This window comes from Plasticicumulans acidivorans (assembly GCF_003182095.1).
Classification (GTDB): Bacteria; Pseudomonadota; Gammaproteobacteria; order Competibacterales; family Competibacteraceae; genus Plasticicumulans; species Plasticicumulans acidivorans.
Map to the genome: position 1 here is coordinate 241,080 of NZ_QGTJ01000005.1, position 24,393 is coordinate 265,472.

At 66.0% G+C, this 24,393-nt stretch carries 30 protein-coding genes; 10 read left to right on the top strand and 20 right to left on the bottom strand.

The genetic code is table 11. The features are described from left to right. Positions 1–3: 3 nt before the first annotated feature. Positions 4–1,155: an 8-amino-7-oxononanoate synthase gene (bioF, locus tag C7443_RS10545; RefSeq protein ID WP_110018563.1), complete on the top strand. Its 1,152-nt coding sequence runs from the start codon at positions 4–6 to the stop codon at positions 1,153–1,155. A 63-nt stretch (positions 1,156–1,218) separates the two neighbouring features. Here bioF and C7443_RS10550 read toward each other — a convergent pair whose 3' ends face one another. The 7 genes from C7443_RS10550 to C7443_RS10580 all read right to left on the bottom strand — a co-directional run bounded on the left by C7443_RS10550 (position 1,219) and on the right by C7443_RS10580 (position 5,858). Further along, positions 1,219–1,977 carry a PhnD/SsuA/transferrin family substrate-binding protein gene (locus C7443_RS10550; RefSeq protein ID WP_110018564.1) on the bottom strand — a complete coding sequence of 253 codons (759 nt, stop codon included), beginning with the start codon at positions 1,975–1,977 and terminating at the stop codon, positions 1,219–1,221. Positions 1,978–1,987: 10 nt separating this feature from the next. Beyond that, positions 1,988–2,461 carry a PAS domain-containing protein gene (locus tag C7443_RS10555; RefSeq protein ID WP_110018565.1) on the bottom strand — a complete coding sequence of 158 codons (474 nt, stop codon included), beginning with the start codon at positions 2,459–2,461 and terminating at the stop codon, positions 1,988–1,990. Positions 2,462–2,489: 28 nt separating this feature from the next. Further along, on the bottom strand, positions 2,490–2,852 hold the full coding sequence (locus C7443_RS10560; protein ID WP_110018566.1) for a roadblock/LC7 domain-containing protein: 363 nt from the start codon (positions 2,850–2,852) through the stop codon (positions 2,490–2,492). A 65-nt stretch (positions 2,853–2,917) separates the two neighbouring features. Further along, on the bottom strand, positions 2,918–3,541 hold the full coding sequence (locus tag C7443_RS10565) for a hypothetical protein (RefSeq protein WP_110018567.1): 624 nt from the start codon (positions 3,539–3,541) through the stop codon (positions 2,918–2,920). After that, a complete protein-coding gene (locus tag C7443_RS10570; RefSeq protein WP_110018568.1) occupies positions 3,541–4,080 on the bottom strand; it encodes a GTP-binding protein in 540 nt (179 codons plus the stop codon). Before C7443_RS10570 ends, C7443_RS10565 begins: the two co-directional genes overlap by 1 nt. A 150-nt stretch (positions 4,081–4,230) precedes the next feature. Continuing rightward, on the bottom strand, positions 4,231–5,358 hold the full coding sequence (locus C7443_RS10575) for a hypothetical protein (RefSeq protein WP_110018569.1): 1,128 nt from the start codon (positions 5,356–5,358) through the stop codon (positions 4,231–4,233). Continuing rightward, on the bottom strand, positions 5,355–5,858 hold the full coding sequence (locus C7443_RS10580) for a hypothetical protein (protein ID WP_146213285.1): 504 nt from the start codon (positions 5,856–5,858) through the stop codon (positions 5,355–5,357). The genes C7443_RS10575 and C7443_RS10580 overlap by 4 nt, the downstream gene beginning before the upstream one ends. A gap of 228 nt (positions 5,859–6,086) precedes the next feature. On the opposite strand from C7443_RS10580, the gene bioH reads away from it, so the two are divergent. The 4 genes from bioH (at position 6,087) to C7443_RS10600 (ending at position 11,183) form a co-directional block, all read left to right on the top strand. Continuing rightward, on the top strand, positions 6,087–6,878 hold the full coding sequence (bioH, locus tag C7443_RS10585) for a pimeloyl-ACP methyl ester esterase BioH (RefSeq protein ID WP_110018571.1): 792 nt from the start codon (positions 6,087–6,089) through the stop codon (positions 6,876–6,878). Further along, positions 6,871–7,752, top strand: coding sequence for a malonyl-ACP O-methyltransferase BioC (gene bioC, locus C7443_RS10590; RefSeq protein ID WP_110018572.1), 882 nt, complete (start codon positions 6,871–6,873; stop codon positions 7,750–7,752). Before bioH ends, bioC begins: the two co-directional genes overlap by 8 nt. Next, positions 7,749–8,432, top strand: a complete 684-nt coding sequence (gene bioD / locus C7443_RS10595; RefSeq protein ID WP_110018573.1) for a dethiobiotin synthase — start codon at positions 7,749–7,751, stop codon at positions 8,430–8,432. The genes bioC and bioD overlap by 4 nt, the downstream gene beginning before the upstream one ends. Before the next feature lie 291 nt (positions 8,433–8,723). Then, positions 8,724–11,183: a GGDEF/EAL domain-containing response regulator gene (locus C7443_RS10600; protein WP_170123581.1), complete on the top strand. Its 2,460-nt coding sequence runs from the start codon at positions 8,724–8,726 to the stop codon at positions 11,181–11,183. Positions 11,184–11,192: 9 nt separating this feature from the next. Here the strand turns inward: C7443_RS10600 and C7443_RS10605 are convergent, their stop codons facing one another. The 13 genes from C7443_RS10605 to lptC all read right to left on the bottom strand — a co-directional run bounded on the left by C7443_RS10605 (position 11,193) and on the right by lptC (position 21,008). Continuing rightward, the gene (locus tag C7443_RS10605; RefSeq protein WP_110018575.1) at positions 11,193–11,672 is read right to left on the bottom strand and encodes a CreA family protein; all 480 of its coding nucleotides are present in this window, start codon (positions 11,670–11,672) and stop codon (positions 11,193–11,195) included. 69 nt (positions 11,673–11,741) lie between these two features. After that, positions 11,742–12,512: an alpha/beta hydrolase gene (locus C7443_RS10610; protein ID WP_246004614.1), complete on the bottom strand. Its 771-nt coding sequence runs from the start codon at positions 12,510–12,512 to the stop codon at positions 11,742–11,744. Next, positions 12,509–14,239 (bottom strand): phosphoenolpyruvate--protein phosphotransferase, encoded by a 1,731-nt coding sequence (gene ptsP / locus C7443_RS10615; RefSeq protein WP_110018576.1) that lies wholly within the window; start codon positions 14,237–14,239, stop codon positions 12,509–12,511. Before ptsP ends, C7443_RS10610 begins: the two co-directional genes overlap by 4 nt. 4 nt (positions 14,240–14,243) lie before the next feature. Beyond that, positions 14,244–14,513 (bottom strand): HPr family phosphocarrier protein, encoded by a 270-nt coding sequence (locus C7443_RS10620; protein ID WP_110018577.1) that lies wholly within the window; start codon positions 14,511–14,513, stop codon positions 14,244–14,246. Continuing rightward, positions 14,510–14,914 (bottom strand): PTS sugar transporter subunit IIA, encoded by a 405-nt coding sequence (locus C7443_RS10625; RefSeq protein ID WP_110018578.1) that lies wholly within the window; start codon positions 14,912–14,914, stop codon positions 14,510–14,512. The genes C7443_RS10620 and C7443_RS10625 overlap by 4 nt, the downstream gene beginning before the upstream one ends. Continuing rightward, positions 14,911–15,771: an RNase adapter RapZ gene (gene rapZ / locus C7443_RS10630; protein ID WP_110018579.1), complete on the bottom strand. Its 861-nt coding sequence runs from the start codon at positions 15,769–15,771 to the stop codon at positions 14,911–14,913. Before rapZ ends, C7443_RS10625 begins: the two co-directional genes overlap by 4 nt. Then, positions 15,768–16,715, bottom strand: a complete 948-nt coding sequence (hprK, locus tag C7443_RS10635) for an HPr(Ser) kinase/phosphatase (protein ID WP_110018580.1) — start codon at positions 16,713–16,715, stop codon at positions 15,768–15,770. The genes rapZ and hprK overlap by 4 nt, the downstream gene beginning before the upstream one ends. Next, positions 16,712–17,185 (bottom strand): PTS IIA-like nitrogen regulatory protein PtsN, encoded by a 474-nt coding sequence (gene ptsN, locus C7443_RS10640; protein ID WP_110018581.1) that lies wholly within the window; start codon positions 17,183–17,185, stop codon positions 16,712–16,714. Before ptsN ends, hprK begins: the two co-directional genes overlap by 4 nt. A gap of 24 nt (positions 17,186–17,209) precedes the next feature. Next, positions 17,210–17,527 (bottom strand): ribosome hibernation-promoting factor, HPF/YfiA family, encoded by a 318-nt coding sequence (gene hpf, locus C7443_RS10645; protein ID WP_110018582.1) that lies wholly within the window; start codon positions 17,525–17,527, stop codon positions 17,210–17,212. 101 nt (positions 17,528–17,628) lie between these two features. Beyond that, positions 17,629–19,095, bottom strand: a complete 1,467-nt coding sequence (locus C7443_RS10650) for an RNA polymerase factor sigma-54 (RefSeq protein WP_110018583.1) — start codon at positions 19,093–19,095, stop codon at positions 17,629–17,631. An 89-nt stretch (positions 19,096–19,184) separates the two neighbouring features. Beyond that, positions 19,185–19,910 carry an LPS export ABC transporter ATP-binding protein gene (lptB, locus tag C7443_RS10655; protein WP_110018584.1) on the bottom strand — a complete coding sequence of 242 codons (726 nt, stop codon included), beginning with the start codon at positions 19,908–19,910 and terminating at the stop codon, positions 19,185–19,187. 2 nt (positions 19,911–19,912) lie between these two features. Next, on the bottom strand, positions 19,913–20,434 hold the full coding sequence (gene lptA / locus C7443_RS10660; RefSeq protein ID WP_110018585.1) for a lipopolysaccharide transport periplasmic protein LptA: 522 nt from the start codon (positions 20,432–20,434) through the stop codon (positions 19,913–19,915). Next, the gene (gene lptC / locus C7443_RS10665) at positions 20,412–21,008 is read right to left on the bottom strand and encodes an LPS export ABC transporter periplasmic protein LptC (protein ID WP_110018586.1); all 597 of its coding nucleotides are present in this window, start codon (positions 21,006–21,008) and stop codon (positions 20,412–20,414) included. Before lptC ends, lptA begins: the two co-directional genes overlap by 23 nt. Positions 21,009–21,267: 259 nt before the next feature. Here lptC and C7443_RS10670 point away from each other — a divergent pair, with 259 nt between their 5' ends. From C7443_RS10670 to C7443_RS10690, 5 genes are read left to right on the top strand one after another with little or no spacing between them, the layout of a single operon-like run. Beyond that, positions 21,268–22,098, top strand: a complete 831-nt coding sequence (locus C7443_RS10670; protein ID WP_110018587.1) for an ATP-binding cassette domain-containing protein — start codon at positions 21,268–21,270, stop codon at positions 22,096–22,098. Further along, a complete protein-coding gene (gene mlaE / locus C7443_RS10675) occupies positions 22,095–22,880 on the top strand; it encodes a lipid asymmetry maintenance ABC transporter permease subunit MlaE (RefSeq protein WP_110018588.1) in 786 nt (261 codons plus the stop codon). The genes C7443_RS10670 and mlaE overlap by 4 nt, the downstream gene beginning before the upstream one ends. Continuing rightward, the gene (gene mlaD / locus C7443_RS10680) at positions 22,880–23,377 is read left to right on the top strand and encodes an outer membrane lipid asymmetry maintenance protein MlaD (RefSeq protein WP_110018589.1); all 498 of its coding nucleotides are present in this window, start codon (positions 22,880–22,882) and stop codon (positions 23,375–23,377) included. The genes mlaE and mlaD overlap by 1 nt, the downstream gene beginning before the upstream one ends. 32 nt (positions 23,378–23,409) lie before the next feature. After that, complete coding sequence (locus C7443_RS10685) at positions 23,410–24,015, top strand: MlaC/ttg2D family ABC transporter substrate-binding protein (protein WP_110018590.1); 606 nt, start codon at positions 23,410–23,412, stop codon at positions 24,013–24,015. After that, positions 24,015–24,311, top strand: a complete 297-nt coding sequence (locus C7443_RS10690; protein ID WP_110018591.1) for an STAS domain-containing protein — start codon at positions 24,015–24,017, stop codon at positions 24,309–24,311. Before C7443_RS10685 ends, C7443_RS10690 begins: the two co-directional genes overlap by 1 nt. The last annotated feature ends 82 nt before the right edge of the window (positions 24,312–24,393 follow it).

Below are 24,393 nucleotides of genomic sequence, written 5' to 3' on the forward strand. Positions count from 1 at the left end.
GCCGTGCGCGATCTGGCGGCCGAGCTGGCGGCGATCCGCGCGGCTGATCTTTACCGCAAGCCACTGTGCATCGAGGGTACGCAGGGGCCGGTGCTGCTGGTCGGCGGCCGCGAGCTGCTGAATTTCTGCAGCAATGACTACCTCGGCCTCGCGGCCGACCCGCGTATCGCCGATGCGCTGATCGATGCCGCCAGCCGTTACGGCACCGGCAGCGGTGCCGCGCATCTGGTCTGCGGCCATTCGGCCGAGCACGCCGCGCTCGAAGAGGAACTCGCCGCCTTCACCGGGCGACCGCGGGCGCTGCTGTTCTCCACCGGCTACATGGCCAATCTCGGCGTCATCGCAGCGCTGGTCGGCCGCGGCGACAGCGTGTTCGAGGACCGCCTGAACCATGCCTCGCTGCTCGACGGCGGCCTGCTCAGCGGCGCGCGCTTCGCCCGCTACCCGCACGGCGACGTGTCCGCGCTGGCGGCCCGGCTCGCCGATGCCGGGGGTGAGCGGCTGGTGGTCACCGACGGCGTGTTCAGCATGGATGGCGACATCGCCCCGCTCGCCGAGCTGGCGCGCTGCTGCCAGGCGCATGACGCCTGGCTGATGGTCGACGACGCCCACGGCTTCGGCCCGCTCGGTCAGGGCGGGCGCGGCAGCGTGGCGCAGGCGGCGCTGGGGCTCAAGGACGTGCCGGTGCTGGTCGGCACGCTCGGCAAGGCGTTCGGCACCGCCGGGGCTTTCGTCGCCGGCAGCGAGGAGCTGATCGAATACCTGATCCAGAAGGCGCGCACCTACGTTTTCACCACGGCGATGCCGCCAGCGCTGGCGGCGGCGACGCGGGTGAGCCTGCGCATCGTCATCGCCGAGGGCTGGCGTCGTGAACATCTGGCAGCGCTGATCGCGCAGTTTCGCGCCGGAGCGCAGGCGCTCGGCCTGCGGCTGCTGGATTCGCCGACGCCGATCCAGCCGGTGCTGGTCGGTGACGCCGGGGCGGCACTGGCGGCGGCGGCGCGGCTGCGCGAGCGGGGGATTCTGGTGACGGCGATCCGCCCGCCGACGGTGCCGCCCGGTTCGGCGCGGTTGCGGGTGACGCTGAGTGCGGCGCACACGCCGGAGCAGGTCGAGCGCCTGCTGGCGGCGCTGGCGGTGGCGCTCGCTGGCTGAGCGCTGTCTGTCCGTGAAGCAGCGCGGGACGCCACGGCCGTGGCGTCCCGCGTGCAGGCCGGCTCAGGCGCCGGCGCGCAGGGTGTCGATCACATCGATCATGAACTCGACGTCTTCCGTCTCCAGGGCTTCCCAGGCCGGAAAGTCGAGCTCGCCCAGCAGCTGGCGGTCGGTGGCGCTGTCACCCATCGCCACCAGTTTCTGCTGCAGTTCGGCGGCGCGGGCGGTGAGGCGCGGGCCGGCGAGCAGGGCGTGGTGAATGTCGCGGATCGCGCTGCGTACCAGCACCTGCGTCTGCTCGCGCAGCAGCTTGGAAAAGCCGTCGTAGGCATCGGCGAGCAGGAAGGCGACGTCGGCCTCGCCCTTGAGCAGCTGCTTGGCCGACAGCAGATGCTTGTCGGTATCGATCAGCGTCAGGTCCGCCGGGGTCAGATTGGCCGGTTCGAGCAGGATCAGGCCGATCTGGCGCACGTCCGGGTCGGTGGTGCAGGCCACGCGCACGCCGGGCTGCAGCGCCTCGATGGCATCCTGCGCACTGCTGGCGCGACTGATGATGACCACTTCATCGCTTTTGCCCTGCGGGCGGGCGACCGGGACGAAACCGCGGTGGCGCACCAGCTCGGTGGCGTCGAAGGGGTTGGCGTAGATCAGGTCGACGTGGCCGTCGGCAACTGCGGCGCGCTGCGCGGAGAAGCCGTCATACATCTCCAGGTGCACGCTGCAGCCGAGCTGACGTTGCAGCCAGGTATTGAAGACGAACCAGCCGGAGAGGCGGTCAGGCGGAAAATCCGGACTGACGGTGAACTGCAGGGTGTCGTCCATCGTGGGAGCCTCAATCCAGGTCGCGGTAGGCGGCTTCGGCCTCGGCGATGCGCGCTCGCGAGGGCTTGCGGCGCACCGAGGTGTAACCGACGGCGACGCCGTCGCGCACGTTGGGAATGACCGAGGCATACACCCAGTAATGGCCGCCGTCCTTGCGCAGGTTCTTGACGTAGCCATGCCATTGTTCGCCGCGTTGCACGCAGGCCCACAGGTCGGCAAACGCCGCCTTGGGCATGTCGGGGTGGCGCAGGATGCAGTGGGGTTGCCCGATCAGCTCCTCGCGGGTGTAGCCGGACATCTCGACGAAGGCGGCGTTGGCATGGGTGAGGATGCCGTCGCAATTGGTGCGCGAGACGATCAGGTGGCCGTCCGGATAGGGTTCTTCGCGGTCGGTGACATACACCTTGCGCACGCTGCCGTCGTGGTAGGTCAGCAGCACTTCGCGGTAGGGCGGTGGGACGAATCCGGGGTCCATGTCTTGCATCGCGGCGTTGCTCCCGTCCGTGGGGTGGTCAGATCAGCTTGCGGGTCGCCTCGGCGGCACGCTTGACGTCGAGGAAGATCAGGCCGAGGCGGGCGTTCGGCTTGGCCAGCACCGAGAGCACGGCGTCATCGCCGGCGCTGGTCATCAGCACGTAGCCGCGGTCGCCCTTGACCAGCACCTGCTCCAGCCCGCCGCGACCGAGTTCCTGCGAGATGCGGCTGCCGAGGGAGAGCATCGCCGCACTCATCGCGCCGATGCGGTCCTCGTCGAGGCCCGATGGCAGCAGGCAGGCCATCATCAGGCCGTCGGATGAAATGATTGCAGAGGCCTCGATGTCGGCAGAGGTACCGTTGAGGTCACTGAGAATGGAAGTCAGCATTTCCTGGCGCATGAAGGACAACTCCTTGTTGTGGGGTGATCGACAAAAGTGAGGGCGGGTGCTGCTGAGGCAGAAAGTCAGCCGTACTGGCGGGCGAGCGCCCAGACCAGATCGCGAAACGCTCGGGTATTGAAGCGGGGCAGGCCCTCGACGTTGAGGACGAGTTGCACCGGGCCAAGATCCAGCGGCCAGAAGCCGAGATGGCCGTCGCCTGCGGCATCGCACAGGGACCAGCCATCGTAGGGCAGGCCGATGTTGTGTCTCAGCAGCGGTTCCTGGCGTTGATATAGGGCAAGCAGCTCTGCGGCGAGTGCCGACAGGGCCTCGGCCGATTCGTGGGCGAATCCGGCGCTGAGCATGTTCAGGCCCTGGCGGTCGGCGACCAGCGCCCGGCCGGTGCTGGAAATCTCGGCGAGCAGTGGCGGCAGCACGCGCTCCAGCGCGCCATGGGGAGCGGCTTCGACGTGCGCGGTCCAGGCCAGATAACCGAGTTTGCCGAGGCGGTGCATCAGGCCGAGCGTGTCGGCGTCGGGCCCGGCGTCGGCGCTGGCCGCCGGATCGAGGTAGCGACTCTGCGGCTCGCGCAGCAGTTCGAGCAGCAGGTGGCGGGCCGGTTCGGGCAGGCCGGAGCGGGTGGCGGCGAAAGCTCCGGCGGGGGTCGGCAGCAGATAGCCTGCCTCGATCAGTTCGAAACCGCTCATCAGGCGGCCAGTCCGGGATCGAGCTGCAGCAGCAGTGCTTGGACGAGCAGCGAGATGTCGCGCCGCTCGCGGGCATCGACCTCGAAGATCGGCGCGACCAGGTCGAGGCTGCGCAAAGCGCCGGCGTAGTCGTCGAGCGACAGCGGGGACTGCGCCAGGTCGCTGCGGGTGATGCCGACAGCCAGTGCGGTGCGTTCGACGTAGGCGGTGAAGACGTTGACGAAAAAGCGCAGGTCGTTCAGCGGTGCCGGGCGCGTGGCATCGAGCAGCAGCACCAGGCCGATTCCGCCCTGGGTGAGGATTTCCCACATGAAGTCGAAACGTTCCTGCCCGGGCGTGCCGTAGACGTGGATGGTTTCACCGGAGTTCAGATGCAGCGTGCCGTAGTCGAGGGCGACCGTGGTGGTTTCTTTGCGGGTGCGGGTCATGTCGCTGGCCGCAGCGTCGGTGCCGAGCGCGTTGGCGCCACACAATGTGCGAATCGCGGTGGTCTTACCGGCGCCGACCGGGCCGGTGAAAACGATCTTATGGTGGTGCATGCACTGAGCGTCCCTGTGCGTTTGAAGATCTTAAAGAGTGAGTCAGTGGCGCCGCCGCAGTGACGGGCGACGACCCGGTTCGGGGGCGGTGTTATCTACTTTGCCAGTCAACTGGCGACGATGCACAGTGCATGCGGTGGACTCCATGGGTCAGTGTTTGCTGTTGCGGCGCAGCATACCCAGCAGTTTTGACAGCAGGCCGCGCGCCGGATGCTGCTCGGGGGCTGCGGCGGGTGCTGCGTCGGTGTGGGTGAGGGTCAGCAGGTCGAGGGCCGCACAGGCGCCGACGAAGGCGAACACATAGCGCTGCGGGATGCCGAGACGGCGGGCGGCGGCGAACGGCGTGTGCGGCTGGTGGCTGAGCAGCGCGGCGATGCGCAGGGCTTCCGGCGGCAGTGAACCGTGCGTCAGATTGGGCCAGCGGCGCAGGCCGACCAGCGCATCGGGCGCGATGCCGAGCGGCAGGCGGCCACGGGCGGTCCACAGCGCGATCTGCCAGATCAGCAGTTCGATCGACCAGGCGTGCAGCGTCGTGCCCAGCGTATCCGCGGCGGCCTTGAGCTGCAGGGCGTCGATCGCCTGCCAGCCGAGGCCGTCGTCCAGCGGCATCAGGGCCAGGCCACGCAGCTGGCGCGCGCTGAGCGTCGTCAGGCAGCGCGTGCCGCCGATGTCCAGCAGCAGCAGGTTTGACGGCAGCTCGATGCGCGCACCGCAGTGCTGCTGTGCCGTGTGGTGGCGGGCGTGAATGAGACGGCCGAGCAGGAAATGTTCGGGGTCGAAACGCAGTGCTGCCAGGGCGCCGGCATCATGCGGGTCGATGTCGGCGCTGCTGCCGCACAGGTCTTCCGGTGCGAACTGATCGGCGAGCGCACGCGCGGCACCGGCGCGCTCGTGGCGTTCGGCGGTTTCACCGTGCACCGCCTCTTTGCCGGCGGCGGTGTCCTTGCCGGGCGCGGCGTGTCGCGGCAGATGGTCACGGACGGCATTCAGGGCTGCGAACAGGGCTTCGATCTGCAGTGGCTTGAGCAGTGAGACGACGCCGCGCAGGCAGGACTCGTGGCTGGAGAGCAGCAGGATCGGCTGCCCTGGATGCGAGCAGCGCTGTCGTTCGTACAGGCCGATCGACTCCGGCCGGTCGCCGTCGAGCAGCACGGCGTCGGCCTGATTGATGTCGGTAAGGCTGAAGCGGCCACTGCGCTGGCTGAGCAGCGTCAGCGCGGCCAGTGTCCTGGCATCGACCTCGACAGCAGCGAGTTTGATGCAAAGGCCGGGATTCATGATGTCGGTCCCACTGTCAGATAGCGTTCGAGCAGGGACAGTTCGTCGGCGAGCTCGGCGCGCTCCGGATTCGCTGCCAGCGCTGCACGCAGGGTCTGGCGGGCTTCTTCAAGTGCGCCGCGTTCGATTTGTTCGCGTGCCTCGAACAGCGGGTCGGCGACGATCACCGCCTTTTCGTCGGCGGTTGCGAGCGGTAGCGGCAGGCCGCAGGGCGGGCGGGTGAGCCGGCTGTGATGGCAGTCGGGCAGAGCCGTGTCGGCACCGAGGCCGCTGTCGACATGCTCGAACAGCAGTGCCAGTTCGGCCGCCGGCAACAGCGGTGCGGCGCGTTCGAGCAGGCGCAGGCGCAGCGGATAGCCACGGCTGCCCAGAGCGATGAACAGATCGGCCAGCGCGCCGAACAGCGCAGCGGAGTCGGCCGTGTCGAGGTGGTATTGTATGCGGCGGACGTGAGCTTCGAGATCGTGCGGCTGCGACGAGACGCGATGGGCCAGAAACATCGCGTAATCACCGCTGCATGCCGCAGCCGTGTGCTGAAACGTGTCGCGAGGGGGCTTGTGGAATGCCACGTGCGGCGGGGGGAGCGCCGGGTCCATGTCGTGTGCCTGCATCCTGCTTGTCCTGATGTCGTGTTTCTGCCCGTTCCTGTGCGCCAGCATCGCTGCGGCGAGGGCACCCATATTTTCGTCCCATCCCGCTGAAAAATCACTGTGCGGTTCAGAATTTCCATGCCCGACCCGGTTACTGTAAATCCCCCCGACTCATTGCACGTCGCCCACTATGGCACGGGTCCCGACTTGGTGCTGCTGCACGGTTGGGGCATGCATAGCGGCGTGTGGGAAACCACCGTCGAAGCGCTGATGGATGACTGGCGGATCACCGTCATCGATCTGCCGGGCCACGGCGCGAGCCGCGGTCGTCTCGGTACGCTGCCCGAGCTGGCTGCCAGGATCGCGGCCCATGCGCCGCGCCACGCCGTCTGGTGCGGCTGGTCGCTCGGCGGCATGGTCGCACAGCGTATCGCACTGGATCGGCCCGAAGCGGTGCGCCGGCTGCTGCTGGTCGGCTCCAACGCCTGTTTCGTGCAACGCCCGGACTGGCCGCACGGCATGACCCGAGCGGCCTACGAGGCCTTTGCCTCCGGGCTGGGCAGCAATCTCAAGGCGACACTCGATCGCTTCCTGCTGCTGGAAACCCACGGCCTGCCCAAGGCCCGTGAGTACCTGCACGAGCTGCGTGCGATCGTATTCCGGCACGGCCTGCCGGATGCACAGGCGCTGGCCGACGGCCTGCAGATGCTCGACAGCGAGGATCTGCGCAGCGAATGGCCGCGCCTGCGCTGCCCGGTGCGACTGCTGCTCGGCCGTCGCGATGCGCTGGTGCCATATACCGCGGGAGCGGCGCTGGCGGCGCGCGCCGGCGACGTGCGCGTGCATGTGTTTGCGCACGCCACGCACGCGCCGTTCATGTCCCATCCTGAGGAGTTCCTCGCGGCACTGCGGGTGGCCCTGCATGACTGACGATTCCGACTTCCATCTCGATTGGCGGCTGGTGCGCGCCAATTTCGATGCCTCCGCCGCCCGCTACGACGAGGTTGCCGTGCTGCAGCGCGAGGTGGGCACGCGCCTGCTGGAGCGTCTCGATCTGGTCAAGCTGGCGCCGCGTGCGGTGCTCGATCTCGGCTGCGGCACCGGTGTGGGCACACGTGCGCTGCTCGATCGCTATCCCAGGGCGCTGGTCACCGGCCTCGACCTGGCGCCGGCGATGTGCGCGCTTACCCGCGCCCGCTCGCGCTGGCTGCGCAAAGTGCGCGCGGTCTGTGCCGACGCCGCACGCCTGCCGCTGGCCGATGACTCGGTCGATCTGGTGTTCTCGAATTTCACGCTGCAGTGGTGCAGCGATCTCGATCGGGTGTTTGCCGAGGTGCGCCGCGTACTGCGGCCGAACGGTCTGCTGTTGTTCACCACGCTCGGTCCGGACACGCTGCACGAACTGCGTGCGGCCTGGGCGACGGTCGATGATCGCGTCCACGTCAACGCCTTCACCGACATGCACGACATCGGTGATGCGCTGCTGCGCGCCCGGCTCGCCGATCCGGTGATGGATGTCGAGCGCTTTACGCTGACCTATCCGCAGGTGCGCACGCTGATGCAGGACCTCAAAGTGCTCGGCGCACACAACGTCAGCGCCGGTCGCACGCGCGGCCTCACCGGGCCGCGGCGGCTGGCGGCGATGATCGCTGCGTACGAGCGCTGGCGTCGCGACGGCCAGCTGCCGGCGACCTACGAAATCGTCTACGGCCACGCCTGGGCACCGGCGCAGAAGCTGGTGCAGGCCGATGCCGGCGGTGTCGTGCACGTGCCGCTGTCGCAGCTGCGGCGGCCGCGCTCGTGAACCGGCACGGCTGTTTCGTCACCGGCACCGACACCGGCGTCGGCAAGACCTGGGTGTCGACGGCGCTGCTGCTGGCACTGGCGGCACGCGGCGTGCGTGCGGTTGGCATGAAGCCGGTCGCCAGCGGCTGCGAACCGACGGCCGACGGGTTGCGCAACGAGGATGCGCTGGCACTGCAGGCGGCGTCGGCCGGTGCGCCCGACTATGCGCTGGTCAATCCCTACGCTTTTGCTCCGGCGATCGCACCGCATCTCGCCGCCCGCGATGTCGGCGTCGACATCGGCTTTGAACGGATCGTCGAGCGTGCAGGGCAGCTCACCGCCGGCGGCGAGTTCCTGCTGGTCGAGGGCGCCGGCGGCTGGCGTGTGCCGCTCGGCCGCGACGGTGACATGGCGGCTCTAGCCTGCCGTCTGGACCTGCCGGTGGTGCTGGTGGTCGGCCTGCGTTTGGGCTGCATCAACCATGCACTGCTCAGCGCTGAATCGATCCGCGCCGCTGGTCTGCGCCTCGCCGGCTGGGTCGGCAACACCATCGAGCCGCAGATGCCGCGGCTCGCCGACAACCTGGCGACGCTGCACGCCAGCTTGCCCGAGCCCTGTCTGGGCGTGCTGCCGTACAGCCTTGGCGCAGTGCGGCCAGATAGCTTCGCCGCGCTCGATGTGACGTGTCTGCTGGCCTGAAGCCCGATTACCGTCCACGATGACAGTGTGTCCGATCGCCTGTGCGGTGCGGTCTGTTGTACCGTGGCCGGCAAGCGGACTCCCATAGAGGTGCAAGGCATGGAGTCGTCAGGGATTTTTCCCGACGGATGAGGCCGTGTCTGCGTGCCCGCTGCGCGGGGACGGACTATCCATCGGGTATGCGGCTTATGAAAGTTGTTTACCTCTTCGTGATGTCTTCGGCATGTCGGCGTGCTTGGTGTCAGCGAGCACGCGTTTATCATGGACACGACACCCGTGAAGGAGAGACTCATGCCTCCAGAACCGCCGCTTGCAAACCAGGAGCCCGCCCTGGCCTTGCGCGACGAGGATCTCGCCGAACTGTCCAGACTGGCTGGAGAGTTGCGTCGTAATTGGCAGCGCGCGCGCACCGGGCATTTCGAGGCCGCACAGATCGTTGACCTGCGCATGTTCCTTCGCGAGCTGGCCGATCTGAGCCTGCGTATTTCCGGTGCGGCGCTGGCTGAGCGGGCACATCAGCTGGATACGGCTCTGCGGGAGGCGGTTTGGAGCGGCAAGCTGCCCGAGCCCGCGACCGTCCAGCAACTGAGCAGCCAGGTCGAGCAGCTGGCAAACGAGCTGAGTCGGGTCGCGACCACCGGCACCCCTCCGGCAGAGGTGAGTGTGGGCGCGCCGGTGCCGGCGACGACCGCGGTCAGTCAGCCGCGTGTCTACCTGATCGACTCTGATCCGGCGCAGGCCAAGTTTCTGGCGATGCAGCTCGGCTCGCATGGTTTTACCGCTGAATCCTTCGTCGACTGGGAGCAGCTGACGCAGGCGATGCATCGGCAGCCGCCGGCAGCGCTGCTGGCCGACATCGATACCACCGGCAGTCAGTTCGGCGGGGCCGACCGCGTTGGTGAGCTGCGGCGCAGCGGCAAGCTGCTGTGTCCGGTGCTGTTTCTGTCGAGCCGCAACGACAGCCGGGCCAAGCTGATCGCACTGCGGGCCGGCGGTGTCTGTCTGTTTCTCAAGCCGGCGGTGGCTTCCGTCATTGCCGAGCGTTTGAGTGAGCTGCTGGCGGAACAGGAGCCCCTGCCTTACCGCGTGATGATGGTCGACGACGACCGGGCTTTTCTTGAACTGCAGGGCAGGCGTCTCGAATCGGCGGGTTTCGAAGTCAAACTGGTGTCGAATCCGCTGGGCGCGCTCGAAACGGCGGTGGCTTTCGACCCGGATGTCTTCGTGCTCGATCTGTACATGCCGGAGGCGGATGGCTGCGAGCTGACCCGGCTGATCCACGAGGAGCCGCAGTTCCAGAACACGCCGATCATGCTGCTGTCCGGCGAGAGCGATCCGACGGCGCACGCCCGCGTCATCGTCGCGGGTGCGGTCGACGTCATCGTCAAGCCGGCGGACCCGGTGCGCCTGATCGAGCGGGTGCGTGCGCGGGCGATGCAGTACCGCCAGCATTTCACGCGTTCACATCGCCCGGTGCACAAGGATTCGGTTGCCGGCGTGCTCAGCATGTCGCAGTTCACCGAGGCGCTGGAGGCGCGGCTGGCGCGCCCGCGAGCGAACGAGGGTGCGCTGGCGGGGTTGGTCTACATCAATCTCGGCGGCTATGGCGAATGGACGAAACGGCTCGACACCACGCGTCTTGAGCAATTGCGCGAACGCGTGGTGCGTGCGGTGACCGAGCGCCAGCAGGGTAACGATCTGATTGGCTGGGACAACGCCGGACGTGTCCTGGTGTGCACGACGCAGCCGGATTCGCCGCAGCTGCAGTCGATTGCACGGACCCTGGCGGGGGCGATCGCGGCGCTCGATTTCAGCGATCTCGGCCCCGGTCCGGCTGCGTTGATGCCGAGTGTCGGTGTCTGTCGCGCCGATCGCGGTCCAGTGCACGATCTGATCGGCAGCGCGGCACAGCTGGCGATGCAGCAGATGCGCGAAGGCGGCGGCGTGCGCCTGCAGAGCGATCTGGTTGCCAGCGCGGCGCCGGACATCGAAGAGCAGCGGCGCTGGCAGGCGATCATTTCGGAGGCCGCCCGCGAGCACCGCCTGTTCCTGGTCTATCAGCCGATCACCAATCTGCTGGTGGCCGATCGCAGCGAGTGGAGCGAGGTGTTGCTGCGCATGCGCGATGCCGCCGGGCAGACCCTGCTGCCGGGGCAGTTCCTGCCGATCGCGGCCAAGTTCGGACTCGACCGCCTGCTCGATCGCTGGGTGGTCAGCCGGGCACTGCGCGGACTCGATGCCCGCCAGCAGGACCATCCGGGAACGGTGTTTTTCGTCAAGCTGGGGACCACCTCGGTGGTTGATGTCAGCTTTGCGGACTGGCTGGCGCTGATGCTGAGCAAGGTTGCCGTGCGTCCGCGCAGCTGCGTGTTCCAGTTCAGTCAGTCGATTCTGATGAATCACTTCGAGCGCTGCATGGTGCTGGCCCAGGCGATCCGGGCGCTGGGGCATGCCGTGGCCGTCGAGCATTTCGACGGCACTGACGAGTCGATGGCGCGGGTCAGCGAGTTCCGCCCGGATTTCGTCAAACTGGAGCGTGGTCTGACGCAGCAGCTGGCGAACGACATGGCGCGCCAGCGGCGCGTGCGTGAGGTGGTGCGCGCGCTGAAAGACATCGGCGCCAGTGTGATCGCCGCTTACATCGAAGACGCGCAATCGCTGGGCGTGCTCTGGCAGGCGCAGGTCGAGCTGGTGCAGGGCAATTTCGTGCAGCAGCCCGACGAAGTGATCTCGCAGCAGCCGCCGATGTAAGTGCGCCGCTCAGCGGTTGGGCGGCAGCGGTGTCTGGCCGCCCGGCCAAGGCATCAGCGGCACGGTGCTGATCGAGTTCTTCGGCGAGCCGTCGACCAACTTGTCGCTGTAGACCAGATAAATCAGCGTGTTGCGCTTACGATCGAGGAAGCGCACGACGCGCAGTTTCTTGAACAGCAGCGAACGGCGCTCGGTGAACACTTCCTCGCCGTCCTTGAACGGTTCGCGAAAGCTCACCGGGCCGACCTGACGGCAGGCGATGCTGGCATCGGCGGTATCCTCGGCCAGACCGAGGCTGCCTTTGATGCCCCCGGTCTGCGCTTTGGCGACGTGGCAGGCCACACCGTCGATCTTCGGATCGTCGAAGACCTCGATGACGATCTTGTGGTTGGCACCGAGCAACTGGAAGGCGGTGTCGACCGAGCCGATGGTTTCGGCATGGGCGGTGGTGGCGAGCAGCAGGGCCAGCATCAGGCTGTGATGTTTCATGGGAACGCATTCCGGCAGAGGTGAACGGCAGCACATCGTCGCGTCCTGATGATGACGAGGCGTTGACGGTCAGTCGCAGTATCCGTCACAGCACGCTGACAGTTCATCGAGCGTCTGCCCCAGCACCGCCAGCTGCGCGGGTGAACTCAGACGATGATCACCGCCTTTGATCAGGGTGAGGCGAACGTCATCGCCGCTGAGCGCTTCAAGCAGTTGCAGGCTGCGCGACCATGGTACGTCGACGTCGGCGGTTCCGTGCAGTAGGCGTGCCGGCTGTGTCAGCGGCAAGGGGGCACGCAGCACCAGATGCCGGCGTCCGTCGTCGAGCAGCTGCGCGGTGATCGGGTAGGGGCCGTCCGCATAGCTCGATGGCAGCAACACCCGGCCGTCACGCTGCAGCACCTGCCGTTGCTCGGTCGTCAGCGCCGGCAGCATCAGATCCTCGGTGAAATCCGGCGCGGCGGCGACGGTCAGCAGTGCGGCGGCCCGCTGCGGGCGGGCCAGCGCGGTGAGAATCGCCAGCCAGGCCCCCATCGACGAACCGACCAGGATCTGCGGGCCGTCCGTCAGGGCGTCGAGTACGGCAATCGCGTCGCCCGCCCATTGACCGATGCAACCGTCTTCGAAGCGCCCGCCGGAGGCGCCATGGCCACTGTAGTCAAAGCGCAGGAAGGCACGGCCGCGGGCCTGAGCCCAGGCCTGCAGCCAGCCGGCCTTGAGGCCGGTCATGTCCGAGTGGAAGCCGCCGAGGAACATCACGCCGGGGCCTTGCCCGGCGCAGCGCACATAGGCGAGACGTTCGCCGCCGTCGCGTTCGAGAACGCCTTCGGTCACGCTCATGCCGTCAGCGCCTGCAGGCGCTCGGCGAGCTCATCGGCCATGTCGATTTCAAGCATTGCGTTCACGGCGGCCGCCACTTCGCCGATGTCGGTATCGCGGATCGCCCGCTTGACCTCCAGCACGCTGTTCGGATGCATCGAGAACTGTTCCAGTCCGAGTCCGAGCAGCAGGCGGGTGTAGCGTGAATCACCGGCCATTTCGCCGCACATCGTCACCGGGATGCCGGCGGCGCGGCCGGCGCGCAGCGTGTTGGCGATCAGCGCGAGGACGGCCGGGTGCAGCGGGTCGTAGAGGTAGTTGACCTCGTCATCGATGCGGTCGATCGCCAGCGTGTACTGGATCAGGTCGTTGGTGCCGATGGACAGAAAATCGAGGTGGCGGGCGAAATGCGCGGCGCACACTGCGGCGGCGGGGACTTCGATCATGCCGCCAAGGGCGAGCTGCTCATCGAAGGGGATGTGCTGCTCGCGCAGTTCTGCGCGCGTCTCCTCGATCAGGCGGCGTACCTGCATGACCTCGTGCAGCGTCGAGAGCATCGGGATCATCACTTTGACCGGCCCGTGGTGTGAGGCACGCAGGATCGCGCGCAACTGCGGCCGGCACATTTCCTGGTCTTTCAGCCACAGGCGCACGCCGCGCAGGCCGAGTGCCGGGTTGGTGGCGACCGGGCCGCGGCGTCCGCCGTCGACCTGTTTGTCGGCGCCGAGATCGGCGGTGCGGATGGTCACCGGACGGCCGTCCAGCGTTTTGATGACGTGCAAGTAGGCGGCGAGATGCTCCTCCTCATCCGGTGTATCCGGCCGGTTCATGTAGAGAAATTCGGTGCGGTACAGGCCGATGCCGTCGGCACCGATGTCGACGACCGCCGGTGCATCCTCCGGCAGTTCGATGTTGGCGAGCAGGGTGACGGCCTGACCGTCGCGGCTCAGTGCCGGCTGGCGTTTGAGCTTGGTCAGGCCACGGCGCTGGCGCTGTTCCTCTTTCTGCCGGGTGCGATAGTGATTGAGGATGTCCTCGTCGAGCTCGGTGAGGACGACACCGAGCTGTCCGTCGACGATGATGATTTCGTCGTCGGCGAGCAGGCGGCGGGCATGGCGCACGCCGACGATCGCCGGGATACCGAGATTGCGGGCGAGGATCGCCGTGTGCGACAGCGGCCCGCCGTACTCGGTGATGAAGGCGGCCACTCCCTGATGCGGCATCAGGATGGTATCGGCCGGCGTCAGATCGTCGGCGATGACGATACGCCCTTCCAGGCGGCTGGCGAGCAGGTCGGGGGCCGGTTCGTCGCTGAGCAGGACGTCCTGCACACGGCGCACGACATGGTCGACGTCGTCGCGTCGTGCGCGCAGGTAGGCGTCGTCCATGTCGTCGAACACCTGCACCAGCAGGTCGCGCTGCAGCTTGAGTGCCCATTCGGCATTGCAGGCATGGTTGCGGATCAGCCGCACCGGCGCTTCGGTCAGTGCCGGATCGGCCAGCATCAGCAGATGGGCGTCGATGAAAGAGGTGAATTCCGCCGGGACGTTCGGTGCCACGCGGGCGCGGATGTCTTCGAGCTGTTTGCGGGCCTCGGCGACGGCCGCCTCGAAACGCAGGACTTCATCTTCGACCAGATCTTGCGGGATCGCGTACTCGATGACTTCCGGCTGATTGCGCTGCAGGTGATAGCTGACGCCGATCGCACAGCCGCGGGAGACACCGATCCCATGCAGCGCGAGCGGCATGACGTCACTCGCTCTCGCCGAAGCGCTCAGCGACCAGCTGCGCCAGCCGCTCGATGGCCTCCTCGGCATCATTGCCGTCGGCAATCAGCGTAATCGTCGAGCCCTTGGCGGCGGCGAGCATCATGACGCCCATGATGCTCTTGCCGTTGATGGTCCGTTCCCCTTTGCGCACCTGGATCTGCGCGGCGAAATTGGAGGCGAGGGTGACGAATTTGGCGGCGGCGCGTGCGTGCAGGCCGAGTTTGTTGACGATGGGGACGTCGCGATGGATCACGGCATTCTCGTTTCGGCTGTGGACAGGACGATGCCCTCGGCACCGGCGCTCGCTGCTTTCTGGGCAAGCTCCGGCAGGCTCAGGCGGCAGTAGTTCATGACGCGGATCAGCATCGGCAGGCTGAGTCCGGCGATGACGATGACATTGCCCTCGTCAAGCAGGCGGTTAGCGATGTTCGATGGGGTCGAGCCGTAGATGTCGGTGAGCACCAGCACGCCCTCGCCGGAATCGACACTGAGCAGGCGTTCGCGCGCTTCACGCGCCAGTGCATCAGGGTCGCAGCGTTCGCCGATACCCAGCGTTGCGGCGTTCATCGGGCAATGGGCGAACGTGGTCGTCGCGGTGTTCAGCAATTCCTCACCCACGCGGTTATGGGTGATCAGCAGCAGGCCGACGCTCATGACAGCTCCCGGTGGCGGATCGACACGCTGCGCTGCGCGGCCAGAAAGCGGGCGGCGAGTCGCTCGGTGACGTAGACGGAACGATGCTGGCCGCCGGTGCAGCCGATCGCGATCGTCAGATAGCTGCGACTGCCGGTTTCGAAGGACGGGATCCAGCGTTCGAGGAAGGTGGCGATATCGTCGATCATGGCTTCGACCTCGGCATGGGTGCGCAGAAACTCGACGACCGGTGCATCACGGCCATTGAGCGGGCGCAGCTCGAGCTGCCAGTGCGGGTTGGGCAGGTTGCGGACGTCGAAGACGAAATCGGCGTTGTCCGGCAGCCCGTTCTTGAAGCCGAAGGACTGGAAGACGATCGCCGGATGCACGTTTGCTTCCCCATGCAAACGTACTCGCACGAGCTCGCGCAGCTCATGGACGTTGGTGTGGCTGGTGTCGAACATCAGCGTCGCGTGCGCAGCGATCGGGGCGAGCAGGCGGCGTTCTTCGTGAATGGCTTCGAGCAGCGGCATGCCGGTGTCGGCTGTCAGCGGATGCATGCGCCGCGTGTCGCTGAAGCGTTTGATCAGGGTTTCGTCGTCGGCCTGCAGGAAGACGATTTCGATGTCAATGCCGGTGCCGCGCAGCTCACTGATGACTTCCGGAAAGCGGATGAGCTCGTCACGAAAATTGCGCGAATCGATGCCGACGGCGGCGGTCGGGAAGTCGGCGCGGCGACGGGCGAGGAGCTCCTCGGAGAATGGTTTGAGCAGGGCAAGCGGCAGATTGTCGACGCAATAATCGTTCAGGTCTTCCAGGGTCGCGAGCGCGACGCTTTTGCCCGAGCCCGAAAGCCCGCTGACGATGATCATCCTCATGATGTGTGTGCCGTCATTTCGAGTTGCAGTCGTTCCATCAGGTCCTGGTCGGCGTTGTAGCCGCTCAGACGCAGGATGTGGTCGCGAACCGCACATTCGACGAGCACGGCGAGGTTGCGCCCGGGTGCGATCGGCAGCGTGATCGCGGGGATCGCGACGTCAAGGATGTAACGCGTGGTGCGGGCTCCCTGCAAACGCACCTCCGGCGCCAGCATGGTTTCCTCAAGACGAGCGAGGTTGACGATCAACCGCAGGCGTTTGTTGCGCTTGACGGCGCTGTCGCCAAACATGCGCCGCACGTTGAGGATGCCGAGGCCGCGGACTTCCAGAAAATTGCGCAGTGACTCGGGGCAGGTGCCTTCGATGACCTGCGGTGCGACGCGGGTGAGCTTGGGAGCGTCATCGGCGATCAGGCGGTGGCCGCGGCTCAGCAGCTCCAGGGCCAGTTCGCTCTTGCCGGTGCTGCTCTCACCGGTGAGCATCACGCCCAGCCCGTAGACTTCCAGGAACACGCCGTGCAGCACGGTGGAGGTCGCGTCGAGTTCGTGCTGATAGTCGCTCAGCCGGTCCAGGACTTCGCCGGGGCTGGCCGGCGAATGCCACAACGGCGTGCCGAGGCGGTCGGCTGCCGTTTGCAGTTCGGTGGCGAGCGGTGTATCGCCGCAGAGGATCATTGCCCCGAGCGGGGCGGCGAGCAGGCGATCGAACAGGGCGGTGCGGGCGGTGCCGTCGAGGGCGGCGAGAAAGCCCAGTTCTTCGCGTCCGAGCACCTGTACCCGCGGCGGGTTGACGAGGTTCATCAGGCCGCCGAGCGAGCGCGGCGGCAGGCATTCACCGGCCTGGCACAGCAGACGTGACGCTCCCCCGCGGCCTCCCAGCCAGCGCAGTTCGAGCGGCCCTTGCAGGGCGACGAAAGCATGCTCTGCCGGCAGTGCCGCGATCATGTCATGATCGAATCCGACGGCGTCCAGCGTGTCAGCAGGGTATAGAGCTCGGCATCGGCCGTCGTCGCGCGCAGGCGCTCGCAAAATACCCGGTCGCTGAACATTTCGGCGAGGTAGGCCAGGATCTTCAGGTGCTCGTCGGTGAAATGTTCAGGGACGAGCAGCGCGAATACGAGGTCGACCGGTTGCTGGTCGATGGCGTCGAAATCGACACCCTTGGCCAGTCGGATAAACGCGCCCAGCGCGTGTTCAGTGCCGCCCAGCCGGCCATGCGGCAGGGCGACACCGTTGCCCAGCCCGGTACTGCCCAGGCGTTCGCGTCCGACGAGGCTGTCGAAGATGGCTCGGGAATCGAGCTTGTCGCCCCCGGCCGCGATCAACTCGCTGACCAGATCAAGCACGCGTTTCTTACTGGCCACGTCGTGGCTGCAGACGACGCGCTCGGTGCTCAGCAGCTCGGTGATGTTCATGGGCGGCCGGGGAGGTAGTGGGGATTAAGATGGTGTGACGACTTTTTCGTCCCGATGGTGGTCGGTCTGCTTTTCCTTATGCTTTTTGATTTGACGATCAATCTTATCGGCGAGTACGTCAATAGCGGCGTACATGTCCTCCTCAATGGCGTCCGCATGGAGGTCATTATTGGCGACATGCAGCGTTGCCTCAGCCTTCTGCCGCAGCTTCTCGACGCTGAGAATCACGTGGGCGCTGGTTACACCCTCATAGTGGCGCTCGATCTTGCCGATCTTTTCCTGCACGTAGTCGCGCAGCGCCTGAGTGATCTCGACGTGGTGCCCGGTCAGGTTGATTTGCATGGTGAACTCCTGGCTTGCAGAAAAGGAGCGTGCCCTGGCTGGTCTGCCTTGAACCGATACCTGTGGCTCGCTCCGTGGGGCGCGCAGCGCGGTTCGGTTGTTCAACCGATCCGCTTGCGATCTGTCGATGAGGGGATGGACATGGCTTCACGATATTTGGCTACTGTGCGCCGTGCAACCTGAATTCCTTCGGCTGCCAGCAGCTCCGCAAGTTTGCTGTCGCTGTAGGGTTTCTGCACGTTTTCTTGCGCGATCAGCTTCTTGATCATGGCCTGGATGGCGATCGAAGAGGCTTCTCCGCCGTCCGTGGTGGATACGTGACTTGAGAAAAAGTATTTGAGCTCGAAGATGCCGCGCGGCGTGTGCATGTATTTCTGCGTGGTTACCCGCGAAATGGTCGACTCGTGCATCTCGACGGATTCAGCGATGTCGCGCAGCACCAGCGGGCGCATGTACTCGGGGCCGTGCTCGAAGAAGGCCTGCTGGCGCTCGACGATGCAGCGGGCGACCTTGAGCAGGGTTTCGTGACGGTTGCGCAGGCTCTTCAGGAACCAGCGGGCTTCCTGCAGGTGGTTCTTCAGGTACTGGTTGTCGGCACTGCTGTCGGCACGGCGTACCAGGCGTGCGTATTCGGCATTGATGCGCAGCTTCGGCGCACTGTCCGGATTGAGGTCGACATGCCAGCCGCCATCGTTGCCGCGGTAGACGAAAACATCCGGCACGACATAGGGCGCCTGCTCGGACGATATCTGCGTGCCGGGATGCGGATTAAGGCTCTGGATCAGCGCGATGACTTCCTGCAGCTGCTCCCGGGTCAGCCGCATGCGGCGCATCAGCAGGTTGAAATCGCGGCCGGCGAGCAGTTCGAGGTATTGCGCAACCAGCTGGCGCGCTTCACTGCGCCAGGGTGTGTCCTCCGGCAGCGCTCCGAGCTGCAGCTGCAGGCATTCCGCCGCATTGCGCGCGCAGACGCCGGGTGGGTCGAAGTGCTGCAGCCGGTGCAGTACGGCTTCGACCTCATCGGCTTCGGTATCGGGGAAGTCTTCGCGGACACCCTCAAGGATGTCGCTCATCGGCACTGTCAGATAGCCCGATTCGTCGGTGGCGTCGATGAGTGCGCCGGCGATGGCCAGGTCGGATGGCGTGAACGGTGTCAGCTCCATCTGCCAGGTCAGATGGTCGTGCAGGGTCGAGGCGCCGCTGCCGTGATTCTCGAACAGGTCGCGGCCGTCCTCGTCATCATTGCGGGAAAACGAGGTCGAGCCGTCGTAACTGTCGTAGATGTCTTCCCAGTTTGAATCGACCGCGAGCTCGTCGGGCAGGGTTTCGGTCGGGGCGTTTTCCGGGCGGTCATGCGCGGCGGGAACCGTTTCGGTCAGCGCGGTTTCCGCCGGTGGTGCTTCTTCACCGCCCTCGTCGGAACGTTCCAGCATCAGATTCGAATCGAGGGCGGCCTGAATTTCCGCCTGCAGGTCGAGACTCGACAACTGCAGCAGGCGGATGGCCTGCTGCAACTGCGGCGTCATGGTCAGGTGCTGACCCAGGCGGAGTTGTAGAGACTGTCTCATCAGACGCGGCTCGGTACTGGAACAATCAAAGGAACACTATGTGCCTTATAGCACACGATGTGCCAAGTCGAGCCAAGTTAACGCAATCGTCAGAGACGGAAATGCTCGCCGAGATAAACCTCGCGTACCTGGCGGTCGGCGAGGATGTCCTGCGGCTGGCCGGTGGCAATGACGCGGCCGTCGGCCAGGATGTAGGCGCGGTCGCAGATGCCGAGGGTTTCGCGGACGTTGTGGTCGGTGATCAGCACGCCGATATCGCGCTCGCAGAGGTGGCGGACGATGCGCTGGATGTCATTGACAGAAAGTGGATCGACGCCGGCAAAAGGTTCGTCGAGCAACATGAATCGTGGCTCGGCGGCCAGCGCTCGGGCAATTTCCACGCGCCGGCGCTCGCCGCCTGACAGCGAAATGCCGAGGCTGTCGCGCAGGTGGCCGACGTTGAGCTCGTGCAGCAGTTCCTCGGCGCGTTCGACCCGTGCTTGGCGGTTCAGGTCGCTGCGTGTTTCGAGGATCGCCAGGACGTTTTCCAGCACCGTCATCTTGCGAAAGACCGAAGCTTCCTGCGGCAGGTAGCCAACGCCCAGTCGCGCGCGCGCATGCATCGGCAGGGCGGTGATCTCGTGCTCGTCGAGCAGCACATGGCCTTCATCGCAGGGGATCAGGCCGACGATCATGTAAAAGCTGGTGGTCTTGCCGGCGCCGTTCGGCCCGAGCAGGCCTACCACCTCACCGCTGTCGACATGAACGCTTGCAGCGTCGACGACACGCCGTCCCTTGTAACGTTTCGCGAGTTCGCGGGCTTCGAGACGGGCCATGCTCAGGGCTTCGCTGGTTTGGTCGGGGTCTGTGGTTTCGGCTGCAGGATGATCTGCACGCGCTCGGCGCTGGCACCGCTGCGGGCACGCACGACATCCTTGTTGACGTCATATTCGAGCCGATCGCCTGTCAGCACATCTTTGCCCTGGGTGATCTTCGCCTTGGTGGTGGCGACGACGATGCCGGACTTGACGTCATAGTCGAGCTTCATCGATTCGCCGAGCATGTCTTCCTTGTCGGCCGCGGGCTTCTGCTTGAAGGTCGTCGGCTTGCCGAAACTCTCGACGCGCGTGACTTCGCCGTCCTTGGTGTAGAGGACGACCTTGTCGCCGGTCAGTCGCATCGTGCCCTGGGTGACGACGACATTGCCTTCATAGGTTGCCACGCCGGTCTGCTGATTCATCTCTGCCCGGTCCGCCACCAGATTGATCGGCTGCTGGCGGTCTTCCGGCAGGGCGTGGGCGAGCAGGGGCGTCAGCAGCGCCAGCCAGACGAGGGGCTTAAGGCGTGGCGGCTTTGGCATCGTTGCGTGGTGACGGCGGCGGTGCATAGGTTCCTCGGACTTGGGAAATCAGCTCGACGCGATCCTCGTCGAGCCAGACGCGGAAGCCGACCGCGTCGACGACGCCGTCGGGCGAAGTGATGTGGGCCGGCTCTGCGGTCTCTGCATAATTCTTGGACGGGATGAGGCGGACGTTGCGGGTTTCCAGCACCAGAGGCAACTGCCCGGTGCTCGCAGGGCGTTCGGCGCGCACCGCACCACGCAGGTCGATGACCTCATTGCGCGGCGCCACCCAGCCGGTTTCGGCGTGGATCTCCCATATCGGCTGCCCCACCTCGAAGGTGTGGGCGATCGGCTGTGTGACGAACGTGCCGCGATCGCCAGGCAACTGCTCCAGATGGGGGCCGCTCAACGTGTAGCTGCGCAAACCTTCGACATTCATCTGCGTGCTGAAAAAGTTCGCCGCGACGACCACCGGGGTGGTGTCGTCGCGTTTGCCCGGATCACGCAGTTCGCGTTCCAGCTCGTTCAGGAACCAGCCGCTCAGGCCAGCCAGGATGGCAAGCAGGAGGAGCGCCAGCAGGCCGCGTTGCATCGCGTTTCAATGCCTGCGGGCGGTGGCTGCCGCATGGGCGAAGGCGGCGGGGCAGGCCGATGGCGCGTCAGCGCGGGCGATGCGAGAGGGCTGAATGGCGTTCACGTCGGAGATGGCACGGTGGAAAGCTGACGATGATACACGGGGCTGCCCGGGTTTGACTCGGCCGGGACGAGTGCGGAGACTAGGTGGCCTGTTTCCTTCCCCCATTCTCCACGCCGTCGTTGTCGGTAGCGTCCGTCGCACGCGATTTCATCCTATGTCCGAGTTTTCCCAGCAGACGGCCCCGGCGCTTGTGCGCATTCGCGGACTGAGCTTTCGTCGCGATACGCGAGCGATATTCGACAATGTCGATCTGGACATTCCGCGCGGCAAGGTTACCGCCATCATGGGGCCGAGCGGCACCGGCAAAACCACGCTGCTGCGCCTGATCGGCGCGCAGCTGCGGCCGCAGTTGGGGCGCGTCGAGATCGACGGTACCGATGTCCACCGCTTGTCCCGGCGCGATCTGTACGTGCTGCGCCGGCGTATCGGCATGCTGTTCCAGAGCGGGGCCTTGTTCACGGATCTGTCGGTGTTCGAGAACGTGGCTTTTCCGCTGCGCGAGCACTACCGGCTGCCGGAGCGTCTGGTGCGCACGCTGGTGCTGATGAAGCTTGAAGCCGTCGGGCTGCGCGGGGCGCGTGAGCTGATGCCGGCCGAGCTGTCCGGCGGCATGGCGCGGCGTGTCGCGCTGGCTCGGGCGATAGCGCTCGATCCGCTGCTGATGATGTACGACGAGCCGTTCACCGGACAGGATCCGATTTCCATGGGCGTGCTGGTCAAGCTGATCCGCACGCTCAACGATGCGCTCGGCATGACCAGTGTCGTCGTCTCCCACGATGTCGCCGAGGCCTGTTCGATCGCCGATTACGTGTACCTCATCTCCGGCGGCAAGGTCGTCGCCCACGGCACACCGGCCGAACTCGGGCGTGCGGATTCACCGTGGGTCGACCAGTTCATGCACGGCCTCGCCGATGGTCCGGTGCCTTTTCACTACCCGGCGCGCGACTACGCCGCGGATCTGCTCGAAGACGGTCCGAACACATGAACGCCTTGGCGAGCCTCGGGCGCAGGACGCTCGATATCCTGGCGCGGATGGGGCGTGCGACGTTTTGCCTGCTGCAGATCCTTTCCGGCCTGCACAGCGTGCTGATCCGCCCGCGCCTGATCGTCGCCCAGATGTATTCGGTCGGCGTGCTGTCCCTGCCGATCATTCTGGTGTCGGGGCTGTTCGTCGGCATGGTGCTCGGTCTGCAGGGCTACACCACGCTGGTCGATTTCGGCGCCGCCGAGTCGCTCGGCACGGTAGTGGCGCTGTCGCTGGTGCGCGAGCTCGGGCCGGTGGTGGCGGCACTGCTCTACGCCGGCCGTGCCGGCTCGGCGCTGACCGCGGAAATCGGCCTGATGAAAGCGACCGAGCAGCTCGCTGGCATGGAGATGATGGCCGTCGATCCGGTGCGCCGCGTGCTCGGGCCGCGTTTCGTCGCGGGCGTGTTCGCGGTCCCGCTGCTTGCGGCGATCTTTACCGCCGTCGGCATCCTTGGCGGCTATCTGGTCGGTGTGGGCTTGCTCGGCGTCGACGACGGCGCCTACTGGTCACAGATGCAGGCCAAGGTGCAATGGGGCAAGGACATATTGAACGGTGTCGTGCTCAAGAGCGTCATATTCGGCGTGGTCGCCAACTGGATCGCCGTGTTCGAGGGCTATGACGCAGTGCCGACCTCGGCCGGCATCGGGCGGGCGACGACGCGCTCGGTCGTGAATACCTCGCTTGCGGTGCTGGGGCTCGACTTCATTCTCACCGCGCTCCTGTTTGGAGGAATTCGTTGATGTCCACGTCGAGAATCGTGGAAACCCTGGTCGGGCTGTTCGTCGCGCTGGGCATTGTCGCGCTGTTTTTCCTGTCGTTGCAGGTCAGCGGCATCAGTCAGCTCGGTGGCGAGCGCAGTTACCGCATCTATGCGCGCTTCGAGAACGTAGGCGGCTTGAAGGTGCGTTCCCCGGTGTCGATGGCCGGTGTGCGCATCGGCCGGGTCGGTGCCATCAGTATCGACCCGCAGACCTTCCAGGCGCTCGTCGAGTTGCGCATTGATTCGCAGTTTGCGGACCTGCCGGTGGATACCAGTGCCAAGATCCTGACCAGCGGGCTGCTCGGCGAGCAGTACGTCGGGCTCGAAGCCGGTGGTGCTGATGCCGTGCTCAAAGATGGCTCGACCCTCAAGCTGACGCAGTCGGCGCTGGTGCTTGAGAACATCATCGGCCAGTTCCTGTTCAGCAAGGCGGCGGAAGGGTCTGGCAGCAATGCCGCGCCGGCCGCAAAGCCGTAACCCAGCCCGTTACCAGAGAGAATCCCTGACTCATGCGTAAGCTGCTCTCATTGATCTTCGCCTGCTGCCTGCTGCTGGGCAGCAGTGCCCATGCCGAAATGACCGCTCAGCAGGCGGTCGAGGACACGGCTCAGCGCATGCTCGTCGCGCTCAAGCAGGATCGCGCGCATCTGCAGCAGAATCCGGCCCTGATCTACGACCTGGTCGAAAAGATCGCCGTGCCGCGTTTCGACTTCGATGCGATCGCCCAGTGGGTGCTGGGGCGCAACTGGCGCAGCGCGACGCCGGACCAGCGCGTGCGCTTCACTGCGGAGTTCCGCAACCTGCTGGTGCGTACCTATTCGAACGCCCTGCTCGAATATTCCGACGAAACCGTGCGTTTCCTGCCGAGCTCGGCGCCGAATGCCGATGGTGATGTCCTGGTCCGCTCCGAATTCGTCCGCAACAGTGGGCCGGTGGTGCCGATCAACTACAGCGTTCATCGCAAGGACAGCGACTGGAAGATCTACGACGTGACCGTCGATGGCATCAGCCTGGTCGGCAGCTACCGCACCACGTTCGCCAATCAGGTGCGTGAGCAGGGCATGGACGGCCTGATTGCCTCCCTCTCCGATCTCAACGCCCGCGGCGGCAAGTGATGGCTGCGGGCCTGCTGCAGCGCGATGGCCGCCTGTATGCCAGCGGCGAACTGCTGCTGTCGACGGTTGCCGGGTTGTGGCCGCAGGCGCGTGAGTCCTGGCGTAGCGGCAGCTGCGTCGAGGTCGATCTCAGCGGTGTCACTCATGCTGACAGTGCGGGTGTGGCGCTGCTCGTCGAATGGCTGCGCGAAGCGCGGGCCGCTGGATGCGAGGTGCGTTTCGTGGCCATGCCGGAACAGATGCGTGCCATCGCCGTTGTTTCCGACCTCGATGAGCTGCTGCACTGCGGTGCGTGAGCTCCCGCGCGGGTGAGCTTGCGTATATGATCCGCGATCCTGCGCTCCGTACCGCGGAGTGCCCGCCAGTCATCACGCACAC